Genomic DNA, 17559 nt, shown 5'->3' with positions numbered 1-17559 from the left:
AGCTCTTAATTTAAAACAGGAAATTAACAATAAACGACATGAGAAAACCGGCTGATTTCCGTTTTTTTCTGTACCTGTATAGCTTAAAAGTGAGCCAGCCTATGAGTGCAATTCCTGTAATCAACCTGTTTGCCCAACCCCATGACAGCCGCTTTGATGCCAGTGACTGGCATATTCTGGCGCAGCATTGGTATCCGGTGGCACGAATTCAGGATGTCAGCAGCCAGCCGCAACAGGTGACTTTACTGAATGTGAAGATGGCACTGTACCGGACGGAAAGCGGTGATATTCAGCTGGTGCGGGATATTTGTCCGCATCGTGGTGTGCCCTTAAGCAAAGGCTGGGTAGAAGGCGATGAAATTGTCTGTCCTTACCATGGGTTGCACTATAACCGGGCCGGCAAATGCACCAAAATTCCGGCCCAGCCCGACCTGACCCAGATTTCGGAGCGTTTTAGCTTGACCACGTTTCCGGTAGTGCTGAAATATGGCCTGGTCTGGACCAGCCTGTTTGGGCGCGATGAACAGGCGGCTAATTTTCCGGTGTTGGATACCTGGGAAGATGTTGAGCATCAATCTATTTTACCGCCCAGTGTGGATATTGCCGGTTCTAGCGGCCGTCAGTTAGAAGGCTTTATTGATGTTGCACATTTTGCCTGGGTGCATCATCAGGCTTTTGCCGATCGGGACAATCCGGTGGTGCCGAAATATCATACTGAACGTACCGACTATGGCCTGAAAAGTATCTATATTTCCAATGTCAGTAATTATCCGCATGGTATGCAACATTTAGCACCCGAAGGCTTTTTATGGACGCGTGAATTTGATGTTTATCCACCCTTTGCAGCGACCTTGACCATTTATTTTCCGAATAATGGGATCTTGAAAATCTTAAATGCCTGCTGTCCGGTATCGGCCAATCAGACCCAGTTATTTGTGCCTTTAACCCGGAATTTTGATACCACCGGTGACCTGCAAGCGGTTTACGATTTTAATGCGCAGATTTTTGCCGAAGATCAGGATATGGTAGAAAGTCAGAAACCGGAAGAACTGCCGCTGGATTTAAGCATGGAAGCCCATTTTGAAGCAGATCGCGCATCGGCCTTATACCGCCGGATTCTGGCCGAATGGGGCCTAAGTAAACGCTATATCGTGTAGCAAATCTCATTGAATTGAAAGCGATCTTAAGCAGGATGACTGGCCTGACTGGATTTAAAGGCTTTATCCAGCACATGCCGGTGAATAAAACGCAGCTTGTCTTTTACCGGCTCGGTCAGTTTAAACGGATAGGCATCATCCAGCCCGATACTACGATTCAGCGCATTCAGATTAAAGGTCAGGGCAATCCAGTTTTCTAAAATGTGTTCAATATCCTTGCCGCCAATCGGGCATTCGGTAAAGTACAGATTGGACAGGGTACGGCCGTTACCTTGCACCCGGATTCCGGCAAAATAGGCGGTTTCCAAAGTATCCATCATGTGCAGATAATGCGCCCAGGTTTCAGCCCAGTCTTCCCAGGGATGGGTGGTGGCATAGGTGCTGATATAGCTGTCTTGCCAGTCGGAGGGCGGGCCTTGTTCATAATGGCGTTTGAGTGCCATGCCATAATCCTGACGTTCATCACCAAAATAGTAGCGGAATTCATCGACCAGTTCCGGATGGCGGTTTTGCATCACATCAAAATAATAATGGCCGCTTTCATGGCGAAAATGGCCGAGCAGGGTGCGGTAGTTTTCTCCCATGGTTACGCGCGTGGTTTCCCGATAGACCACATCGGCTTCAATGGCATTGAGGGTAATCAGACCATTGGCGTGGCCGGTCAGCACCGGTTGGCCTTCCATGGGCATTAGAAATTCATAGCGCAGGCCATAGCGGTCATCTTCAGAACGTTTTGGCCGCGGCATAATATTCATGCGCTGCGCCAGATATAAAAACCGCCGTTTAGCCTGTTCCAGATAACGCCAGTACTGGATATTTTCCGGTTCATCTAAATTGGGGATGGTGTGGGTAAGCTGGCAGGATTCGCAATAGATATTTTCATCATCGACGGGAATCATCCAGTTGCAGACCTGATAGTGACTATAATTAAAACAGGGCTTAAATTTCTGATTACGATAGCTTTCATTCAGGCTGACCCATTCATTTTCGCTATCCTTACGAAAGGTGCCCATATCTTTTTCGGAGGCGACAAAGCCAATGGGCGCCTTGCAATATTCACAAAATGAGGCACCAAAAAAAATCTGCTGATGGCATACCGCACATTCAAAATACTTCATTCTTGATCCTCAGCCTGCAGGATACATCCATTTATCTAAACATAGATTGAGTCAGGAGGGTATTTGAAACCCGCTATAAAATTGTAGCAAATTTACAAAGTTGCCTGATGCGATCAGTCGCTTAGCCTCATTTTGAGTCAAAAAACCATGTAGATGCAAACCACAAGCATGTGCCTTGCAGTCATCGCATTCCGGGTTAAAGGGAACATAAAAGCCGCAAATTGACAGAATTGAAGATTTATTCAGCAAAGCCACGGTAAATGGATGAAAAATGGTCGAATATATGCCATGAAAGGAGTAGATTAAACCTTATTCCCGATCATATTTTTCATACTCGCATGGCCAGTACCTGGATTCTTTTTACCCTGATGGCTGCATTTATGCAGGCCTGGCGCAATGCCTTTCAAAAACAGCTCAGCATGACGGTCGACGTTTATGGCGTCACGCTTGCACGCTTTATTTTTGCCTTGCCGTTTGCGGTCGGTTATTTGAGTTTTTTATATCTGCAGCAGCCTGCCGCAACGCCGGTTAGCTTTAGCGGGAAATTCTGGCTGTATATTGCTGTGGCGGCTTTTTGCCAGATTCTGGCCACCATTCTCATGGTGCAGCTGTTCAAGCAGAAAAACTATGCCATTGGGGTCGGACTGGCCAAAAGCGAGGCGATTCTGGCGGCTTTAATTGGCGTGGCACTACTGGGCGAATATTTAAGTCTGCTGGGCTGGGTTGGCGTCGTATTAGGCGGCGTGGCAGTCTTTTTACTCAGTAAAGGGCCGGCCAATACCAAGCTTTCTGTCAGCACGTTGGCGATTGGGGTGGGCAGTGGTCTCAGTTTTGCCATTACCTCACTGCTGGTGCGTGAAGCGAGTCTGGAACTGGAGAATTTACCCTTTTTACATCGTGCCGGCTGGGTATTATGTTTTGTGATCGGGCTGCAATGTATCAGCATGTTGTTGTATTTGGGGCTGTTTAGCCGGCATACCTTACAGGCCATGTGGCAGCGACTGGGACTGACCTTTAAGGTGAGTATTTGCAGTTTTCTGGCCTCCCTTGGCTGGTTTAGTGCCATGAGTATGCAGACTGTGGCCTTGGTCAAAACTTTGGGACAGATTGAAATTCTATTTAGCTTGCTGATTTCTGCCTTTTTCTTTAAGGAAAAACTGGCCCGAACCGATCATCTGGGCTTGGTACTGGTGGTGATTGCCGCGATGCTGGTGATCTGGGCTTAAAGTTGAAGTAGATGGGCAGGGCATCTCAGTAGAATCATCAATCTTTTTAAAAATTGCCTAAAAACAAAAAAAGATAATCCGGAGATTATCTTTTTTTAAATGCTTTCAACCGAGCTGGGTTTAGCGTTGAATAAACGCCTGCACCGCCTGATTAAAGGCTTCTGGCTGTTCAATATTGGAAATATGCGAAGCATTAATTTCAAACAGTTCAGCGTTGGCAATGCGTTGTTGCATAAATTCACCATCGGCTACAGTTGTTACCGGGTCTTGCTGACCAGCAACAATGAATACCGGTACCTGAATGTCTTTTAACTGTTCACGTACATCCGCTTTAGCCAAAGCTTCGCAGCAGCTTGCATAACCCTCAGGGCTGCCAGCTCCCAGGTCGTTTGAAAGAGTCGCTACAGTTGCTGCGTTACTTTGGATAAAGGGTTCGGTAAACCAACGACCGGCCGCCGTTGATGCAATAGGGGCCAAACCTTGTTCACGGACCAGTGCGGCACGCTCATTCCAAGCCTGTTCCTGACCAATTTTAGCGGCTGTATTACAGACCACAACATGGCTAAAACGTTCAGGCTTGTTAATTGCCAGCCACTGACCGGTCAAACCACCCATCGAAATCCCACAGAAGGCTGCTTTTTCAATATTTAAATGATCGAGCAGATTCACCACGTCTTGGCCGAGCTGGTCAAGCGTATATGGACCTTGTGGAGCAGAAGATGCGCCGTGACCACGGGTGTCATAGCAAATGACAAAAAAGTCCTGCTGGAAGTGGTCAATTTGCGGTTGCCACATTTTAAAGTTGGTACCTAGCGAGTTAGAAAATACCAGCGCAGGTTTTGTCGCATCACCAAAGGTTTGGTAATTAATTTCAGCATCTTGAGATGTAAATGTTGGCATTGAATCCCTCCCGACCTCCCTTTAAAAAAGGGAGGGGAAATTTAATTTGTTATCGTATCTTTAAACGCGTTCAATAATCAAAGCGATGCCTTGACCGACACCAATACACATTGAGCACAGGCCATATTTGCCGCCAGTGGCTTCCAGCTGGTTCAGGGCCGTGGTGACCAGACGCGCACCTGATGCACCGAGTGGATGACCCAGTGAAATGGAGCCACCATTCGGGTTCACTTTCGCGGCACCATCTTCCAGACCAAGGTCACGGGTACACGCCAGTGCTTGAGCAGCAAAAGCTTCGTTTAGCTCAATCACATCCATCTGCTCTAACGTCAGACCGGTTTGGGCCAACAGTTTTTTAATGGCTGGCGCTGGACCAAAGCCCATAATGCGTGGTTCTACACCGACTACTGTTGCACCAATAATTTTGGCACGTGGTTTTAAACCGTATTCCGCTACCGCTTCATCAGAGGCAATTAATAATGCTGCTGCACCATCGTTAATACCGGAGGCATTACCGGCAGTCACAGTACCATCGGCTTTGACCACAGGTTTTAGCTTGGCCAGACCTTCTAACGTGGTTGATGCACGTGGATGTTCATCGGTATCGATCACAACCGGTTCGCCTTTACGCTGTGGAATGACCACAGGTACGATTTCATTTTTAAAGAAACCTTTGGCTTGTGCAGCAGCAGTACGTTGCTGGCTTTCAAACGCAAACTTGTCCTGATCTTCACGGTTAATGTTGAACTGTTCTGCCACGTTTTCAGCAGTTTGAGGCATGGTTTCAACACCATACATTTCTTTCAGTTTCGGGTTAATGAAGCGCCAGCCCATGGTGGTGTCTTCAATTTTCTGGCTACGGCCATAGGCAGATTCAGATTTACCCATCACAAATGGCGCACGTGACATACTTTCTACGCCACCCGCCACAATCAGATGTGCTTCACCGGCTTTAATGGTACGCGCTGCCATGGCAACTGCATCCAGTGATGAACCGCATAAACGGTTTAAGGTTGTTGCAGGCACCTGATGCGGCACACCCGCCAATAGCGCAGACATACGGCCGACGTTACGGTTGTCTTCACCGGCCTGGTTGGCACAGCCGTAAATCACATCATCTACTTTTTCCCAGTTAACACTGGGGTTACGCTCCATCAGCGCCTGAATGGGAATGGCACCCAGGTCATCTGCACGTACAGGAGCAAGTCCACCTGCATAGCGACCGAATGGGGTACGAATAGCATCGATGATATATGCGTTTTTCATTTTTTCTATTTCCTAAATTCTTTTTAATCCCCCTAAATCCTCCTTTAGAAAAGGCGGACTTTTCCTCCCTTGCTTGCGCTGAGTTTTTAAAGCCGTGCTTTAAAAACTCGCTCAGGGAGGTTGGGAGGGATTACTTAACCCTGTGTCGCATCAATCAGCTTCGCACCGGTCAAGGATTGCAGCTCTTCAAATGACAGACCGTCAACTTTCTCAATCACTTTCATGCCTTCGGCAGTCACGTCAATCACGCACAGGTCGGTATAAATACGGTCTACACATTTCAGGCCAGTCGCCGGATAACTCAGCTCTGCTACAATTTTCGGCTCGCCTTTTTTGGTGACGTGATCGGTGGTGATAAAGACTTTTTTGGCACCGACTGCAAGGTCCATTGCTCCACCCACCGCAGGAATCGCATCTGGGGCACCGGTATGCCAGTTGGCCAAGTCACCATTTTCTGCAATCTGGAACGCGCCGAGTACAGCGATGTCCAAGTGACCGCCACGCATCATCGCGAAAGAATCCCCATGATGGAAGAAACAGCCGCCGATTAGCATGGTCACATATTCTTTACCGGCATTGATCAGTTCCGGATCTTCTTCACCTGGCGCAGGTTTTGGACCAAAGGCCAATAAACCGTTTTCAGAATGCAGGAATACATCTTTATCTGCAGGCAGGTAGTTTGAAATTTTGGTTGGCAGGCCAATCCCGAGGTTGACATAGGCACCATCTGGAATGTCTTGGGCAACGCGTTCAGCAATCTGGTCACGTGTTAATTTGGTATAGCTCATCGTGTTCTCCTTCACGTATTTATGCTGATTGTTCAGGCTGTTTGGCAGCAACTGACACCACATGCTGTACAAAAATACCCGGAGTGATGATGTGCTCAGGATCAAGCTCACCCAGTTCAACCACTTCAGCGACCTGTGCAATGGTAACATCTGCCGCCATGGCCATAATCGGGCCAAAGTTACGTGCCGATTTACGGTAAACGAGGTTGCCCCAACGGTCGCCTTTGTAGGCTTTAATTAAAGCGAAATCGGCTTTAATCGGGTTTTCCAGAACGAAGTCTTTGCCTTCGTAATTTAAGGTCGGTTTACCTTCAGCCAGTAAAGTACCAAAGCCAGTTGGGGTGTAGATTGGGCCTAAACCCATACCTGCAGCCTGAATACGGCAAGCCAGGTTACCTTGCGGCACCAGTTCCAGCTCGATTTTGCCAGCACGATACAGTTCATCAAAAATATAAGAGTCAGACTGACGAGGGAACGAGCAGATGATTTTACGTACAGCGCCTGCTTTGAGTAATTTGGCCAAACCGTAGTCGCCATTACCGGCATTGTTATTGACGATGACCAAATCCTTGATGCCCAGTTCAATCAGGCCATCAATCAGTTCAGCAGGCTGACCTGCTGTACCGAAACCACCAATCATGATGGTTGAACCATCTTTAATTTGAGAGAGCACATCTTTTAAAGATGCTGAGCTTTTATCAATCATAGTTGTTTCCTAGTCAAACAAACTTCATTGACCCGTGCTTTTGCTTGGGCTTGAAGGTGAGGTCAGTGCTGATAAACCGGTTCTGCTTAAAATGACATGAGCCAGAATACCCAGACAAATTCCCCAAAAAACTGAGCTGAGACCTAAAAACTGCATACCCGATGCAGTTGCCAGGAAGGTAATAAGTGCTGCGTCACGCTGGTTTTCCTGATGCATGGCGGCATTTAAATTGATGCCAATGGCTCCTAGAAGTGCCAGACCGGCCAATGCTGCCACCAATTCTTTCGGGAGCAGGCTAAACAGCATCACAATGCTGCCGGCAAATAAACCGCCTAAAATGTAGAACAGGCCGTTGGCAATCCCGGCGATATAGCGCTTTTCTTTCAGTTCATGCGCGTCTTTGCCCATGCACAGCGCGGCGGTAATTGAGGCCAGGACAATAGTGATCCCGCCAACACACGCCACCGCCAGCGAAGCGATACTGGTGGTGGTAATAATGGGTTTAGCCGGCGTGTCGTAGCCACTGAGCTTTAAAATGGCCATCCCCGGTAGAAACTGACCAGACAGGCTGACTAAAATCAGCGGTAAGGCCAGGTTAAGGGTCGAGTTCCAGGTCCATTCCGGCGCAATAAACTGCGGCACTGCCAGGCTAAAACTCATTTCGACCGGATTCATGGTGCCGAGCAACAGGCTCAGGCCAATTCCGGTCAATAGTACATACAGCATGGCATAGCGCGGACTAAAACGTTTGGCCAGTAAGAACACCAGCAACATGCCAAATACAATAAACGGCATGTTATTACTGGCAGTAAACAGGCCAAAGCCAAACTGGCACAAAATGCCGGCCATCATGCCCGCTGCAACCGCTTGCGGAATTAAGGCCAGCAATTTGTCGAAATAACCGGTAATCCCAATAATGAAAATCACCACGGCTGAGGTGATGTAGGCTGCAACGGCTTCGTTCAGGGAAATATCAGGAAAGAGGGTGACCAGCAAGGCCGTTCCGGGTGCCGACCAGGCGGTAACCACCGGAACTTTGAATTTAATTGAAAGGAAGATACCGGCAACGGCTGCGCCAATAGAAATGCCCCAAATCCATGAAATCATCATGGCATTGGACACTTGAGCCTGTTGGGCTGCCTGGAAGAAGATGATTAAAGGACCGGCATAGGAAATCAGTACAGCTAAAAATCCTGCAACTGTGGCTGATAGGGACCAGTCTTTTCTTAAGGTATCTAACAGGTGACTCATTGTTTGCCTCCGTGCAAGTCTGGCAATGATCCTGTACAAAAAAAGATGATCAGGTTAACCCTGATCACCACCGCCGACAGGAACAACTGTGCCTGTCACATATGACGCATCGTCAGATGCCAGGAATAAAATGGCATTGACTTGTTCTTGAATGGTGCCGTAACGGCCGAGGAAGGTGCGATCAATGGTCTGATCAACCACTTCCTGCATCCATGCCTGTTCTTGTTCAGACAATGGGGCAGTGTTACGTGGCACTTTACGTGGTGGCGCTTCAGTTCCACCGGTTGCCACGGCATTAACACGAATACCATCTTTCGCATGTGCAAAAGCCAGCGATTTGGTCAGGGCATTGACGCCGCCTTTAGAGGCAGAGTAAGGAATACGGTTAATACCACAGGTGGCAATAGATGAAACGTTTACAATGGTGCCTTTCTGGTTTTTCAGCATTTCCGGCAATACTGCGCGGCAGCACCACATGGTTGGGAACAGTGAACGGTTCACTTCCTTGATAATTTCTTCTTCAGAAAATTCCTGGAAAGGTTTCATCCAGATGGCACCGCCGACGTTGTTGATTAAGATATCAACGCGGCCGTAAGTGTCGATGGCTTTGGCAACCACTGACTGCGCGCCAGCATAGGTTTCCAGGTCAGCATTAATGGTGACCGCATCACCACCGGCGGCCTGAATCTCTGCCAGCACTTCTGCGACATATTCAGAACGGTCGGCCATGACCACTTGGGCGCCTTCGGCTGCCACTTGCAGGGCAACCCCGCGACCGATGCCTTGGGCAGCACCAGTCACAATCACCACTTTATTTAAAAATCTTTGACGATCAGACATTGCGGGATTACTCGATTTTAGTTAGCAGAGAATTTTTCGAACAGGAAGTTGGCCGGTTTTACACCTTCACCATCTAACCAGCCGCGTACCGCTTCAACCATTGGCACTGGACCACACAGGTACACATCAACATCGCCGCCATTGAGCCATTCGTTGTCAATATGACCAGTCACATAGCCTTTACGCTCATGTGCAGATTCCGGATTCGCTACAACAGTGCGGTATTCGAACCATGGGAATTTGGCTTGCAGTTCGTTCAGTTTTTCCAGCGCAACCAGGTCAAAGTCATTGGTTACACCAAATACCAGACGCACTGGCTGATCTGAACCTTTTTCTTCCAGTACTTGCAGCATTGACATGAACGGAGCAATACCTGTACCACCCGCAAGCATCAGTACCGGGCGCACCACGTTACGTAAGTAGAAGCTACCAAATGGACCGGTAAAGGTCATTTTGTCGCCAGCTTTGGCATTTTTGCTTAAGAATTCACTCATTTTGCCGTTTGGTACGTTACGTACTACGAAACCGGTTAAACGGTTGCCCGGTTTAGAACTGAATGAATAAGAACGGGTTTCAGCTGTTCCTGGAATACCGACATTGACATATTGACCGGCCAGGAAGTGGATATCAGGTTGACCTTCGTCAAGCTGGATATCAAAGGTAATGGTTGAGTCAGACAGGTTCTCAACGCGAGATAAAGTACCTTCGAACGCGTGAATTTCAGTTTTACATACATCTGAAGATGCCTGAATCTGGAACACCGCATCTGAAGTCGGGCGGCATTGGCAGGCAAGGATATAACCTTCTTCTGCTTCTTCAGGTGTTAATGCATCTTCAATATAGGTTTCTTCAGGCATGTCATACGTACCTGATTCACAAAACGCTCGACAGGTACCACATGCACCGTCACGGCAATCCAGAGGGATATTGATCTTTTGACGGTAAGCTGCATCGGATAGAGTTTCACCTTGTGCAACTGTAATGAAACGAGTAACACCGTCTTCAAATTGAAGTGCAACATTGTGGTTTGACATGGCTGGAATCCTATAAAAATCTTTGAAACATTTTCAACCTTCAGCCAAGTTTCCGTTTGGCTGAAGGCCACATCAGTAAGCTAAAACAGCAGGGCTTACAGATGGTAAATATCAATTACTTGGTTGATGTAGTCGTTCTTCAGAACCACATACTTGTTCACGATTTTTGGTTCTTCGCCAGAGAAATCGATCACATAACGTGACATGCCGAAGTAGCTGTAGTTGGTTTTGTAACGGAAACTTAAAGTGTTCCAGTTAAAACGCACTGTGACTAAATCACCGTTTTGCTCAACCACTTCAATATTGCTGATGTTGTGGCTGGTACGGGTATCCGGCATGGTGGCAGAAGAGCGTTCAGTTTTAATACGGAACACACGGTCTTCAAGGCCTTGACGGTCCGGGTAGTAGATCAGTGAAATTTCAGACTGTGGATCTTCAGTCAGTTTGTCATCGTCATCCCAGGCTGGCATCCAGAATTCTGCATTTGGCGCATAGCACTGTAACCAGTCGTCCCATTGCTCATCGTCTAAAAAACGTGCTTCACGGTAGAGGAATTGAGCAATATTTTCTAAAGTAATCGCGCTCATGCGTTTTCTCCTTCAGTTGCAGCAAGCTCTTTCTCGTCAGCAATCGCTTTTTTCATAAGTTTGAGCCAGAATTCGTGTTGAGCAAGGTATAAACCTTCATCTTCAGTTTTAATGCCTGAAAGTTTTGGTTTTAAACCAATTTCGTTAGCCGCATCATCCGGACCTTGGATCCAGTGTTTGGCACCACGACTCATGTCGTTCCATTCCAGGGCAATACCGGCATAACCCGCTTGACATGCACGGAACTCTTCCAAGTCATCTGGAGTTGCCATACCTGAAGCGTTGAAGAAGTCTTCATACTGACGGATACGACGTGCACGTGCATCAGCGTCTTCACCGACAGGAGCGATACAGTAAATGGTCACTTCAGTTTTGGTTGGAGACAATGGACGAAGTACACGAATCTGTGAACCGAACTGGTCCATGAAGTAGACGTTTGGATAGATACACAGGTTACGAGAACGCTCGATCATCCATTTCGCCATTGGCGCACCGAATTTCTCGGTATATTCATCTTTTTTGGCAAAGTTTGGACGGTCTTCCGGGTTGGCCCATTGTGTCCAAAGCAGCATGTGACCATTTTCGAATCCGTATGAACCGCCGCCTTGTTTACCCCAAGCACCCGCGCTCATGGCACGAATGTTGTCGCCACCTTGCTTTTCTTTACGTTGTTGAGTGGTTGCAGCATAGTTCCAGTGTACTGCAGACACGTGGTAACCATCGGCACCGTTTTCAGCAGTCAGCTTCCAGTTACCTTCATAGGTATAGGTTGATGAGCCGCGTAATACTTCCAGACCCTGGTCAGACTGACCCACGATCATGTCAATAATTTTGGTGGCTTCGCCAAGATATTCTTCTAGTGGTGGAACATCCGGGTTTAAGCTACCGAACAAGAAACCTTTGTAGTTTTCAAAACGGGCAACTTTTTTCAGGTCGTGTGAACCGTCTTGATTGAAGCAGTCTGAATAACCTGCATCTGCCGGATCTTTTACTTTTAAAAGTTTGCCTGAGTTGTTAAATGTCCAGCCGTGGAAAGGGCAGGTATAAGTCGCTTTGTTACCGCGTTTGTAACGGCAAAGCTGCGCACCACGGTGTGAACAGGCATTGATCATGGCATTCAGTTCACCGTTACGGTTACGTGCAATGATGATCGGCTGGCGGCCCATGTGAGTGGTGTAATAATCGTTGTTATTTGGAATTTGGCTTTCATGTGCCAAGTACACCCAGTTTCCCTCGAAAATATATTTCATTTCAAGGTCAAAAATGGCCTGGTCTGTAAATACTGAACGATGTAGCTTGAATTCACCTGTTTCATAGTTTTCAACAAGTAATTCGTCAATACGATCTAAATGGCTGGTGTTAATTACTGGAATACGAGGCATGTCCGTTCTCCGACTTTCCAAATTTGGGTAAGTCACCGAAATGTCTGGGAGTAGACATTTCGGTTCCCTGTATGATTAAGCGCTTGCGCGGCGGCGTTCAACTTCAGTAGAAGGAGCACCTTCTTTATCTTTCTGAAGAACTACATCAAAACGGATGTATTTGAACGGACCTTTCAAGCCACGACGCGCGATTTCAGCTTCATCAGTCACATCTTCAGCAACGGCTACCAGACCTTCACGTGTACCGAATGCGAAGTCATCCCATAAGTATTTGTCACCCTCAATGTTGAATTGAGTTGTCAATTTACGGTGACCCGGTGCAGAGATGAAGTAGTGCACGTGTGCAGGACGTTGACCGTGACGCGCGATCTGGTTCAATACGCCTTGTAAAGGACCTTCTGGGTTCAGGCCATAACCTACAGGCATGGTAGTTTGTGCAACGTAGTTACCTTGGTCGTCTGCTAAAATGCTGCGACGCAGGTTGAAGTGTGATTGCGACTTGTCAAAGAAAGAGTAGTTACCATGGCTATTGGCGTGCCACATTTCTACCTTCGCGCCTGGCAGGATGTTGCCATCAGTGTCAGTCACTTGACCTTCAATGATTAATGTTGCGATTTGACCTTCTTCAGAACCGTCGTCCATACGTGCAAAACCTACTGATTCAGGTGCGCCTGCAACATACAGCGGGCCTTCGATGGTACGTGGTGTACCGCCAGTCAGGCCTGCTTTGGCATCTGCTTCGTCAGCACGAAGATCAAGGAAGTGTTCCAGACCAACTGCAGAACCCATTAATGCAAATTCATCTGCTTTGGCGATGTCAATAATGGTTTCAATACCTTTCCATACTTCAGACTGGCTTAAATCCAGGTCTTCAATCGCTTGGAAAAGATCAGTTACAAGACGTACCACAACCTGTTGAACGCGTGGATTTACCGGACCCTCTGCAGTGTCGACGTTACAAGCCTTAACTACGTTTTCAATTGTTTGACGATCCATACAATTACTCCTTGAATGTATGTATATAGTTGTCGTGGCTGCCTGAATGCTTGTTTGGCTGGCTGATCTGGCTGGCCACAATCCTTGTTTATTTACCCTTTGGATTTCTAAAGTCGCTACCCCGATAGCGGCTTTAAATTCTTAAAATACCGATATGAACTGTGAATCAGGTGTCATCATCACGGACAGAAGATGGGTGTCGGTTAAGCGCCATCACTTCAATATTCATGTATGGATACAACGGCAGACCTTGCAGCAGGTTGTGCAGTTCTTCGTTGCTCTCAACATCAAAAATACTGATGTTTGAATACTGGCCTGTAATGCGCCAGATATGACGCCATTTACCTTGGCGCTGTAATTCCTGCGAATATGCCTTTTCAACGGCTTTAATTTCATTAGCGCGTTCAGCTGGCATATCGAGTGGAATATTGACATCCATGCGTACGTGGAAAAGCATGTCTAGCTCCTTTATTGACGACGTAAGCGGTCAAGCTTGTCTTCATCCAGTTCAATACCTAAACCGGCAGTGGTTGGTAACACCAATTCAAAGTTTTGATATTGCAATGGTGTTTTTAAAATTTCTTCCGTCAGTAGCAATGGACCAAACAGTTCGGTGCCGTAAGCCAGGCTTTCAAAAGTCGAGAACACATGCGCTGAAGCAATTGTTCCTACCGGGCCTTCCAGCATGGTGCCGCCGTATAGGTCGATATTGGCCAGCTTGGCAATTTTGCCAACCTCACATCCTTCAATCAGGCCGCCGGACTGCGCCACTTTAACTGCAAAAACTGATGCGCCATTGTTACGGGCAATCTGGTAAGCGCTGTTTGGACCCATTAACGATTCGTCTGCCATAATGGCAATATCGAAACGGCGGGTGAGGCGACGCATCGCATCGAGGTTTTCAATGCCGCATGGCTGTTCAATCAGGTCAACACCGCCATCTTGCAGCAGCTGAATACCTTTAATGGCTTCAAGCTCTGACCAGGCACGGTTGACGTCAACACGAATAGAAACGTCTTTGCCTAATGCTTTTTTGATTGCCAGCACGTGTTCAACATCTTCTTCAACCAGACGAGAACCGATTTTCAGCTTGAACACATTGTGACGTTTGATTTCAATCATCTTCTGCGCTTCAGCGATGTCTTTTTCAGTATTGCCTGAAGCCAATACCCAAAGCACAGGAACGCTGTCACGTAAACGGCCACCAAGAATTTCACTCAGTGGTAAACCGAGGCGCTGTGCCTGAATGTCCAGTAAAGCAGTCTGGATGGCACATTTGGCAAAACGGTTGCCGTTAATATTCTTTTTCAGGGCGCGCATGGTTTGTGCAAAGTTCAAACCAGCCAATGTTTTTAGTAAAGGTGCGAAGTAAGTATCAATATTGGTTTTTACGCTTTCTGGGCTTTCTTCACCGTAGCCTAATCCACCAATTGTGGTTGCTTCGCCCCAGCCCACAAAACCATCGTCTGTGGAGATCTTTACCAATACCAGGGTTTGCGTCTGCATTGTCGCCACCGCCATTTTGTGTGGACGAATGGTCGGAATCTCGACAAGCATGGTTTCAATGGATTTATACATCACTTTACTCTTCGCAATCTTGCGTTGTGTATCTGATGTGATATACCTTAAAAGAATAGAAACGCACTGTCGAAGATCATTTTGGCATTTTATTATATTCTAAAGGTATGGAAAGGGTATGGAACTTAGACATCTCAGATACTTTGTTGCTGTGGTAGAAGAACAGAGTTTTACCAAAGCAGCTGAAAAACTGTTTATTGCGCAACCACCTTTAAGCCGTCAGATCCAAAATCTGGAAAGTGAGCTTGGAATTCAGCTATTTGAGCGCGGTAGCCGCCCATTACAGACCACTCCGGCAGGCCAATTTTTCTATCAGCATGCCGTAAAACTTTTGTCTAATGCGGAAGAGATCAAAACCATGACCAAGCGGGTGGGAATGGTCGAGAAAACCGTGACCATTGGTTTTGTGGGCTCTTTACTTTATGGTTTACTCCCCAGAATAGTCTATTTATTCCGCCAACAACATCCTAATTTAAAGATAGAACTGGTTGAAATGACCACCACCAACCAGATTCAGGCCTTAAAGGAAGGTCGTATAGATGTCGGATTTGGCCGTTTACGCATTTCCGATCCGGCCATTCGACGTATTTTATTGCGTGAAGAACCGCTCATGGTGGCGGTGCATGACAGTCATCTATTTGCAACAAAGCGGCAGGGTATATACCTTTCAGATATTGTCGAAGAAAATATTTTTCTCTATCCAAACCATCCCAAACCGAATTTTTCGACCCAAGTGCGCGGCCTGTTTTCCGAATACAGTCTGGAGCCGCGCAGTTTAAAAGAAGTGCGTGAAATTCAGCTGGCTTTGGGGCTGGTAGCTGCCGGCGAAGGTATGTGTATAGTCCCGGAAAGCGCGCGTACCATACAGTTGCCGCATTTGAACTATATTCCTTTACTCGATGATGCTGCTAAAAGCCCGATTTTCCTGGCGATTCGCAGTATGGATGAAAGCGAAGATATCCGCTCGCTGTTTGACAGTATTTATCAGGTCTATGATCTGGAAGCGATTAAATATGATCGTACTGTAATTTAAGGGCGTTGAAGTTTAGCTCTTTCCATCCTTTATATAGATAAAGTTGCAACAGGTCTGAACGGCGCGCTTTTGTTCAGACCTTTTTTTATGTTTCACAGCTTAAAAATAAACTTTAATTTATATTTCTTACATAAAGATAGATTGTTTAAAACATAAACAATTGTTTATAAAACTAATTTTTTCGCCTAACTTTTTAGGTATGAATATATATGCAATCGGTTTTGGACAAAAATAACGCATTGGGTCATTGTTTACAAAAATTTGGACGGTTTCACAAGCAGGAGGCTTATCGTGAATACAACAGATTCAGTAAACATCAATACGGTGGTTGATAACGCGAAATTTACGCCATTTCACTGGGGCGTACTTTTATGGTGTTTATTAATTATTATCTTCGACGGCTATGACCTGGTTATTTACGGGGTGGCTTTACCACTATTGATGCAGGAATGGTCACTTGGTGCGGTAGAGGCAGGGCTATTGGCCAGTACTGCACTATTCGGGATGATGTTCGGTGCCATGAGTTTCGGAACGCTCTCCGATAAACTGGGCCGGAAAAAGACCATTATGATCTGTGTGGCCATTTTCAGTGGCTTTACCTTCCTCGGTGCTTTTGCCAGTAACCCGATTGAGTTTGGTATTTTACGTTTCCTTGCCGGTTTAGGCATTGGCGGTGTGATGCCAAACGTGGTGGCACTGATGACCGAATACGCACCAAAACGGATTCGGAGTACTCTGGTTGCCGTGATGTTCAGTGGCTATGCCATTGGCGGGATGACCTCTGCCTTGTTAGGTGCATGGCTGGTGGCAGATTATGGCTGGAAAATCATGTTCTACCTAGCCGGTACACCATTATTGCTGTTACCGCTGCTGTGGAAATTCTTGCCAGAATCCCTGATGTTCCTCACCAAAAAAGGTGAAACAGAACAGGTCCGCACCTTTGTACAGAAAATTGCTCCAGAACAGAATATTGCGCCAAATACCCAGTTTGTGCTGAATGAAGTGATGGCCGGTGATGAAGCCCCATTACGTGCACTGTTCCAGCAAGGTCGTACCTTCAGTACCTTAATGTTCTGGGTTGCGTTCTTCATGTGTCTGTTAATGGTCTATGCATTGGGCAGCTGGTTACCAAAACTGATGATTCAGGCCGGTTATTCACTCGGTGCAAGTATGCTGTTCCTGTTCGCGCTGAATATTGGCGGTATGGTCGGTGCAATTGGTGGCGGTGCCTTGTCAGATCGTTTCCATCTGAAACCGGTATTGACCATTATGTTCACCGTGGGGGCAATTGCGCTAATCCTGCTTGGCTTTAACAGTCCACAGCCAGTGCTGTATACCTTAATTGCCATTGCCGGTGCAGCCACCATTGGATCACAAATTTTACTATATACTTTCGTCGCACAGTTTTACCCGACTACAGTACGTTCAACCGGTATGGGTTGGGCCTCTGGAATTGGCCGGATCGGCGCGATTGTCGGGCCTGTGCTGACTGGTGCACTGCTGACTTTAAACCTGCCACACCAGATGAATTTCATGATGATTGCCATCCCTGGTCTAATTGCAGCCGTAGCGATCTTTATGGTAAATCTGAAAGTCTCGGTAGATGGTGCCAAAGCCAAGCAGGAAAGCTTCGCCAACAGCAATGTCAAAGCAGTCAAAAGCTCTGCACATTAATCTCTGAGCAAACCGCTAGCTTG

General features: G+C 47.0%; 17 protein-coding genes. 4 read left to right on the top strand and 13 right to left on the bottom strand.

The window, feature by feature from the left end; genetic code table 11:
• Positions 1-101: 101 nt before the first annotated feature.
• Positions 102-1157 carry an aromatic ring-hydroxylating oxygenase subunit alpha gene (locus F905_RS05275; RefSeq protein ID WP_034597688.1) on the top strand — a complete coding sequence of 352 codons (1056 nt, stop codon included), beginning with the start codon at positions 102-104 and terminating at the stop codon, positions 1155-1157.
• A 26-nt stretch (positions 1158-1183) separates the two neighbouring features.
• Here the strand turns inward: F905_RS05275 and F905_RS05270 are convergent, their stop codons facing one another.
• The gene (locus F905_RS05270; RefSeq protein WP_005178110.1) at positions 1184-2275 is read right to left on the bottom strand and encodes a zinc-binding metallopeptidase family protein; all 1092 of its coding nucleotides are present in this window, start codon (positions 2273-2275) and stop codon (positions 1184-1186) included.
• Positions 2276-2613: 338 nt separating this feature from the next.
• Between F905_RS05270 and F905_RS05265 the strand changes: the two genes are divergently transcribed.
• Positions 2614-3501 (top strand): DMT family transporter, encoded by an 888-nt coding sequence (locus F905_RS05265; protein ID WP_005178106.1) that lies wholly within the window; start codon positions 2614-2616, stop codon positions 3499-3501.
• A 120-nt stretch (positions 3502-3621) separates the two neighbouring features.
• Here F905_RS05265 and pcaD read toward each other — a convergent pair whose 3' ends face one another.
• From pcaD to F905_RS05205, 12 genes are all read right to left on the bottom strand, one after another.
• Entirely contained in the window at positions 3622-4401 is a 780-nt protein-coding gene (gene pcaD / locus F905_RS05260; RefSeq protein ID WP_005178103.1) for a 3-oxoadipate enol-lactonase, read from the bottom strand.
• 60 nt (positions 4402-4461) lie between these two features.
• Complete coding sequence (gene pcaF, locus F905_RS05255) at positions 4462-5667, bottom strand: 3-oxoadipyl-CoA thiolase (RefSeq protein ID WP_005178100.1); 1206 nt, start codon at positions 5665-5667, stop codon at positions 4462-4464.
• A 134-nt stretch (positions 5668-5801) separates the two neighbouring features.
• Entirely contained in the window at positions 5802-6455 is a 654-nt protein-coding gene (locus F905_RS05250) for a 3-oxoacid CoA-transferase subunit B (RefSeq protein WP_005178098.1), read from the bottom strand.
• Positions 6456-6474: 19 nt separating this feature from the next.
• Entirely contained in the window at positions 6475-7161 is a 687-nt protein-coding gene (locus F905_RS05245) for a 3-oxoacid CoA-transferase subunit A (protein ID WP_005178086.1), read from the bottom strand.
• A 24-nt stretch (positions 7162-7185) separates the two neighbouring features.
• A complete protein-coding gene (gene benE / locus F905_RS05240) occupies positions 7186-8412 on the bottom strand; it encodes a benzoate/H(+) symporter BenE (protein ID WP_005178085.1) in 1227 nt (408 codons plus the stop codon).
• 54 nt (positions 8413-8466) lie between these two features.
• Positions 8467-9252, bottom strand: coding sequence for a benzoate diol dehydrogenase BenD (benD, locus tag F905_RS05235; protein WP_005178084.1), 786 nt, complete (start codon positions 9250-9252; stop codon positions 8467-8469).
• Positions 9253-9269: 17 nt separating this feature from the next.
• Positions 9270-10286 carry a benzoate 1,2-dioxygenase electron transfer component BenC gene (gene benC / locus F905_RS05230; RefSeq protein WP_005178083.1) on the bottom strand — a complete coding sequence of 339 codons (1017 nt, stop codon included), beginning with the start codon at positions 10284-10286 and terminating at the stop codon, positions 9270-9272.
• A 95-nt stretch (positions 10287-10381) separates the two neighbouring features.
• A complete protein-coding gene (gene benB, locus F905_RS05225) occupies positions 10382-10873 on the bottom strand; it encodes a benzoate 1,2-dioxygenase small subunit (RefSeq protein ID WP_005178081.1) in 492 nt (163 codons plus the stop codon).
• On the bottom strand, positions 10870-12255 hold the full coding sequence (gene benA, locus F905_RS05220) for a benzoate 1,2-dioxygenase large subunit (protein ID WP_005178080.1): 1386 nt from the start codon (positions 12253-12255) through the stop codon (positions 10870-10872). The genes benB and benA overlap by 4 nt, the downstream gene beginning before the upstream one ends.
• Before the next feature lie 75 nt (positions 12256-12330).
• Complete coding sequence (gene catA / locus F905_RS05215) at positions 12331-13251, bottom strand: catechol 1,2-dioxygenase (RefSeq protein WP_005178079.1); 921 nt, start codon at positions 13249-13251, stop codon at positions 12331-12333.
• Between the two features lie 166 nt (positions 13252-13417).
• A complete protein-coding gene (gene catC, locus F905_RS05210) occupies positions 13418-13708 on the bottom strand; it encodes a muconolactone Delta-isomerase (protein ID WP_005178078.1) in 291 nt (96 codons plus the stop codon).
• Positions 13709-13719: 11 nt separating this feature from the next.
• Positions 13720-14829 carry a muconate/chloromuconate family cycloisomerase gene (locus tag F905_RS05205; RefSeq protein WP_005178076.1) on the bottom strand — a complete coding sequence of 370 codons (1110 nt, stop codon included), beginning with the start codon at positions 14827-14829 and terminating at the stop codon, positions 13720-13722.
• A gap of 118 nt (positions 14830-14947) precedes the next feature.
• Between F905_RS05205 and F905_RS05200 the strand changes: the two genes are divergently transcribed.
• Positions 14948-15862, top strand: a complete 915-nt coding sequence (locus F905_RS05200) for a LysR family transcriptional regulator (RefSeq protein WP_005178075.1) — start codon at positions 14948-14950, stop codon at positions 15860-15862.
• 291 nt (positions 15863-16153) lie between these two features.
• Complete coding sequence (locus F905_RS05195) at positions 16154-17536, top strand: aromatic acid/H+ symport family MFS transporter (protein ID WP_005178072.1); 1383 nt, start codon at positions 16154-16156, stop codon at positions 17534-17536.
• Positions 17537-17559: the final 23 nt, after the last annotated feature.

This window comes from Acinetobacter sp. CIP 53.82 (assembly GCF_000369465.1).
Lineage (GTDB): Bacteria > Pseudomonadota > Gammaproteobacteria > Pseudomonadales > Moraxellaceae > Acinetobacter > Acinetobacter indicus.
This window is presented reverse-complemented; position numbering and strand designations above follow the sequence as displayed.

Coding starts and splice junctions, on each gene's coding strand:
- pcaD (WP_005178103.1), bottom strand. CDS start 4,401: ATGCCAACATTTACATCTCAAGATGCTGAAATTAATTACCAAACCTTT.
- benB (WP_005178081.1), bottom strand. CDS start 10,873: ATGAGCGCGATTACTTTAGAAAATATTGCTCAATTCCTCTACCGTGAA.
- catC (WP_005178078.1), bottom strand. CDS start 13,708: ATGCTTTTCCACGTACGCATGGATGTCAATATTCCACTCGATATGCCA.
- benE (WP_005178085.1), bottom strand. CDS start 8,412: ATGAGTCACCTGTTAGATACCTTAAGAAAAGACTGGTCCCTATCAGCC.
- pcaF (WP_005178100.1), bottom strand. CDS start 5,667: ATGAAAAACGCATATATCATCGATGCTATTCGTACCCCATTCGGTCGC.
- F905_RS05245 (WP_005178086.1), bottom strand. CDS start 7,161: ATGATTGATAAAAGCTCAGCATCTTTAAAAGATGTGCTCTCTCAAATT.
- F905_RS05270 (WP_005178110.1), bottom strand. CDS start 2,275: ATGAAGTATTTTGAATGTGCGGTATGCCATCAGCAGATTTTTTTTGGT.
- catA (WP_005178079.1), bottom strand. CDS start 13,251: ATGGATCGTCAAACAATTGAAAACGTAGTTAAGGCTTGTAACGTCGAC.
- F905_RS05205 (WP_005178076.1), bottom strand. CDS start 14,829: ATGTATAAATCCATTGAAACCATGCTTGTCGAGATTCCGACCATTCGT.
- benA (WP_005178080.1), bottom strand. CDS start 12,255: ATGCCTCGTATTCCAGTAATTAACACCAGCCATTTAGATCGTATTGAC.
- F905_RS05250 (WP_005178098.1), bottom strand. CDS start 6,455: ATGAGCTATACCAAATTAACACGTGACCAGATTGCTGAACGCGTTGCC.
- F905_RS05275 (WP_034597688.1), top strand. CDS start 102: ATGAGTGCAATTCCTGTAATCAACCTGTTTGCCCAACCCCATGACAGC.
- benC (WP_005178083.1), bottom strand. CDS start 10,286: ATGTCAAACCACAATGTTGCACTTCAATTTGAAGACGGTGTTACTCGT.
- benD (WP_005178084.1), bottom strand. CDS start 9,252: ATGTCTGATCGTCAAAGATTTTTAAATAAAGTGGTGATTGTGACTGGT.
- F905_RS05265 (WP_005178106.1), top strand. CDS start 2,614: ATGGCCAGTACCTGGATTCTTTTTACCCTGATGGCTGCATTTATGCAG.
- F905_RS05200 (WP_005178075.1), top strand. CDS start 14,948: ATGGAACTTAGACATCTCAGATACTTTGTTGCTGTGGTAGAAGAACAG.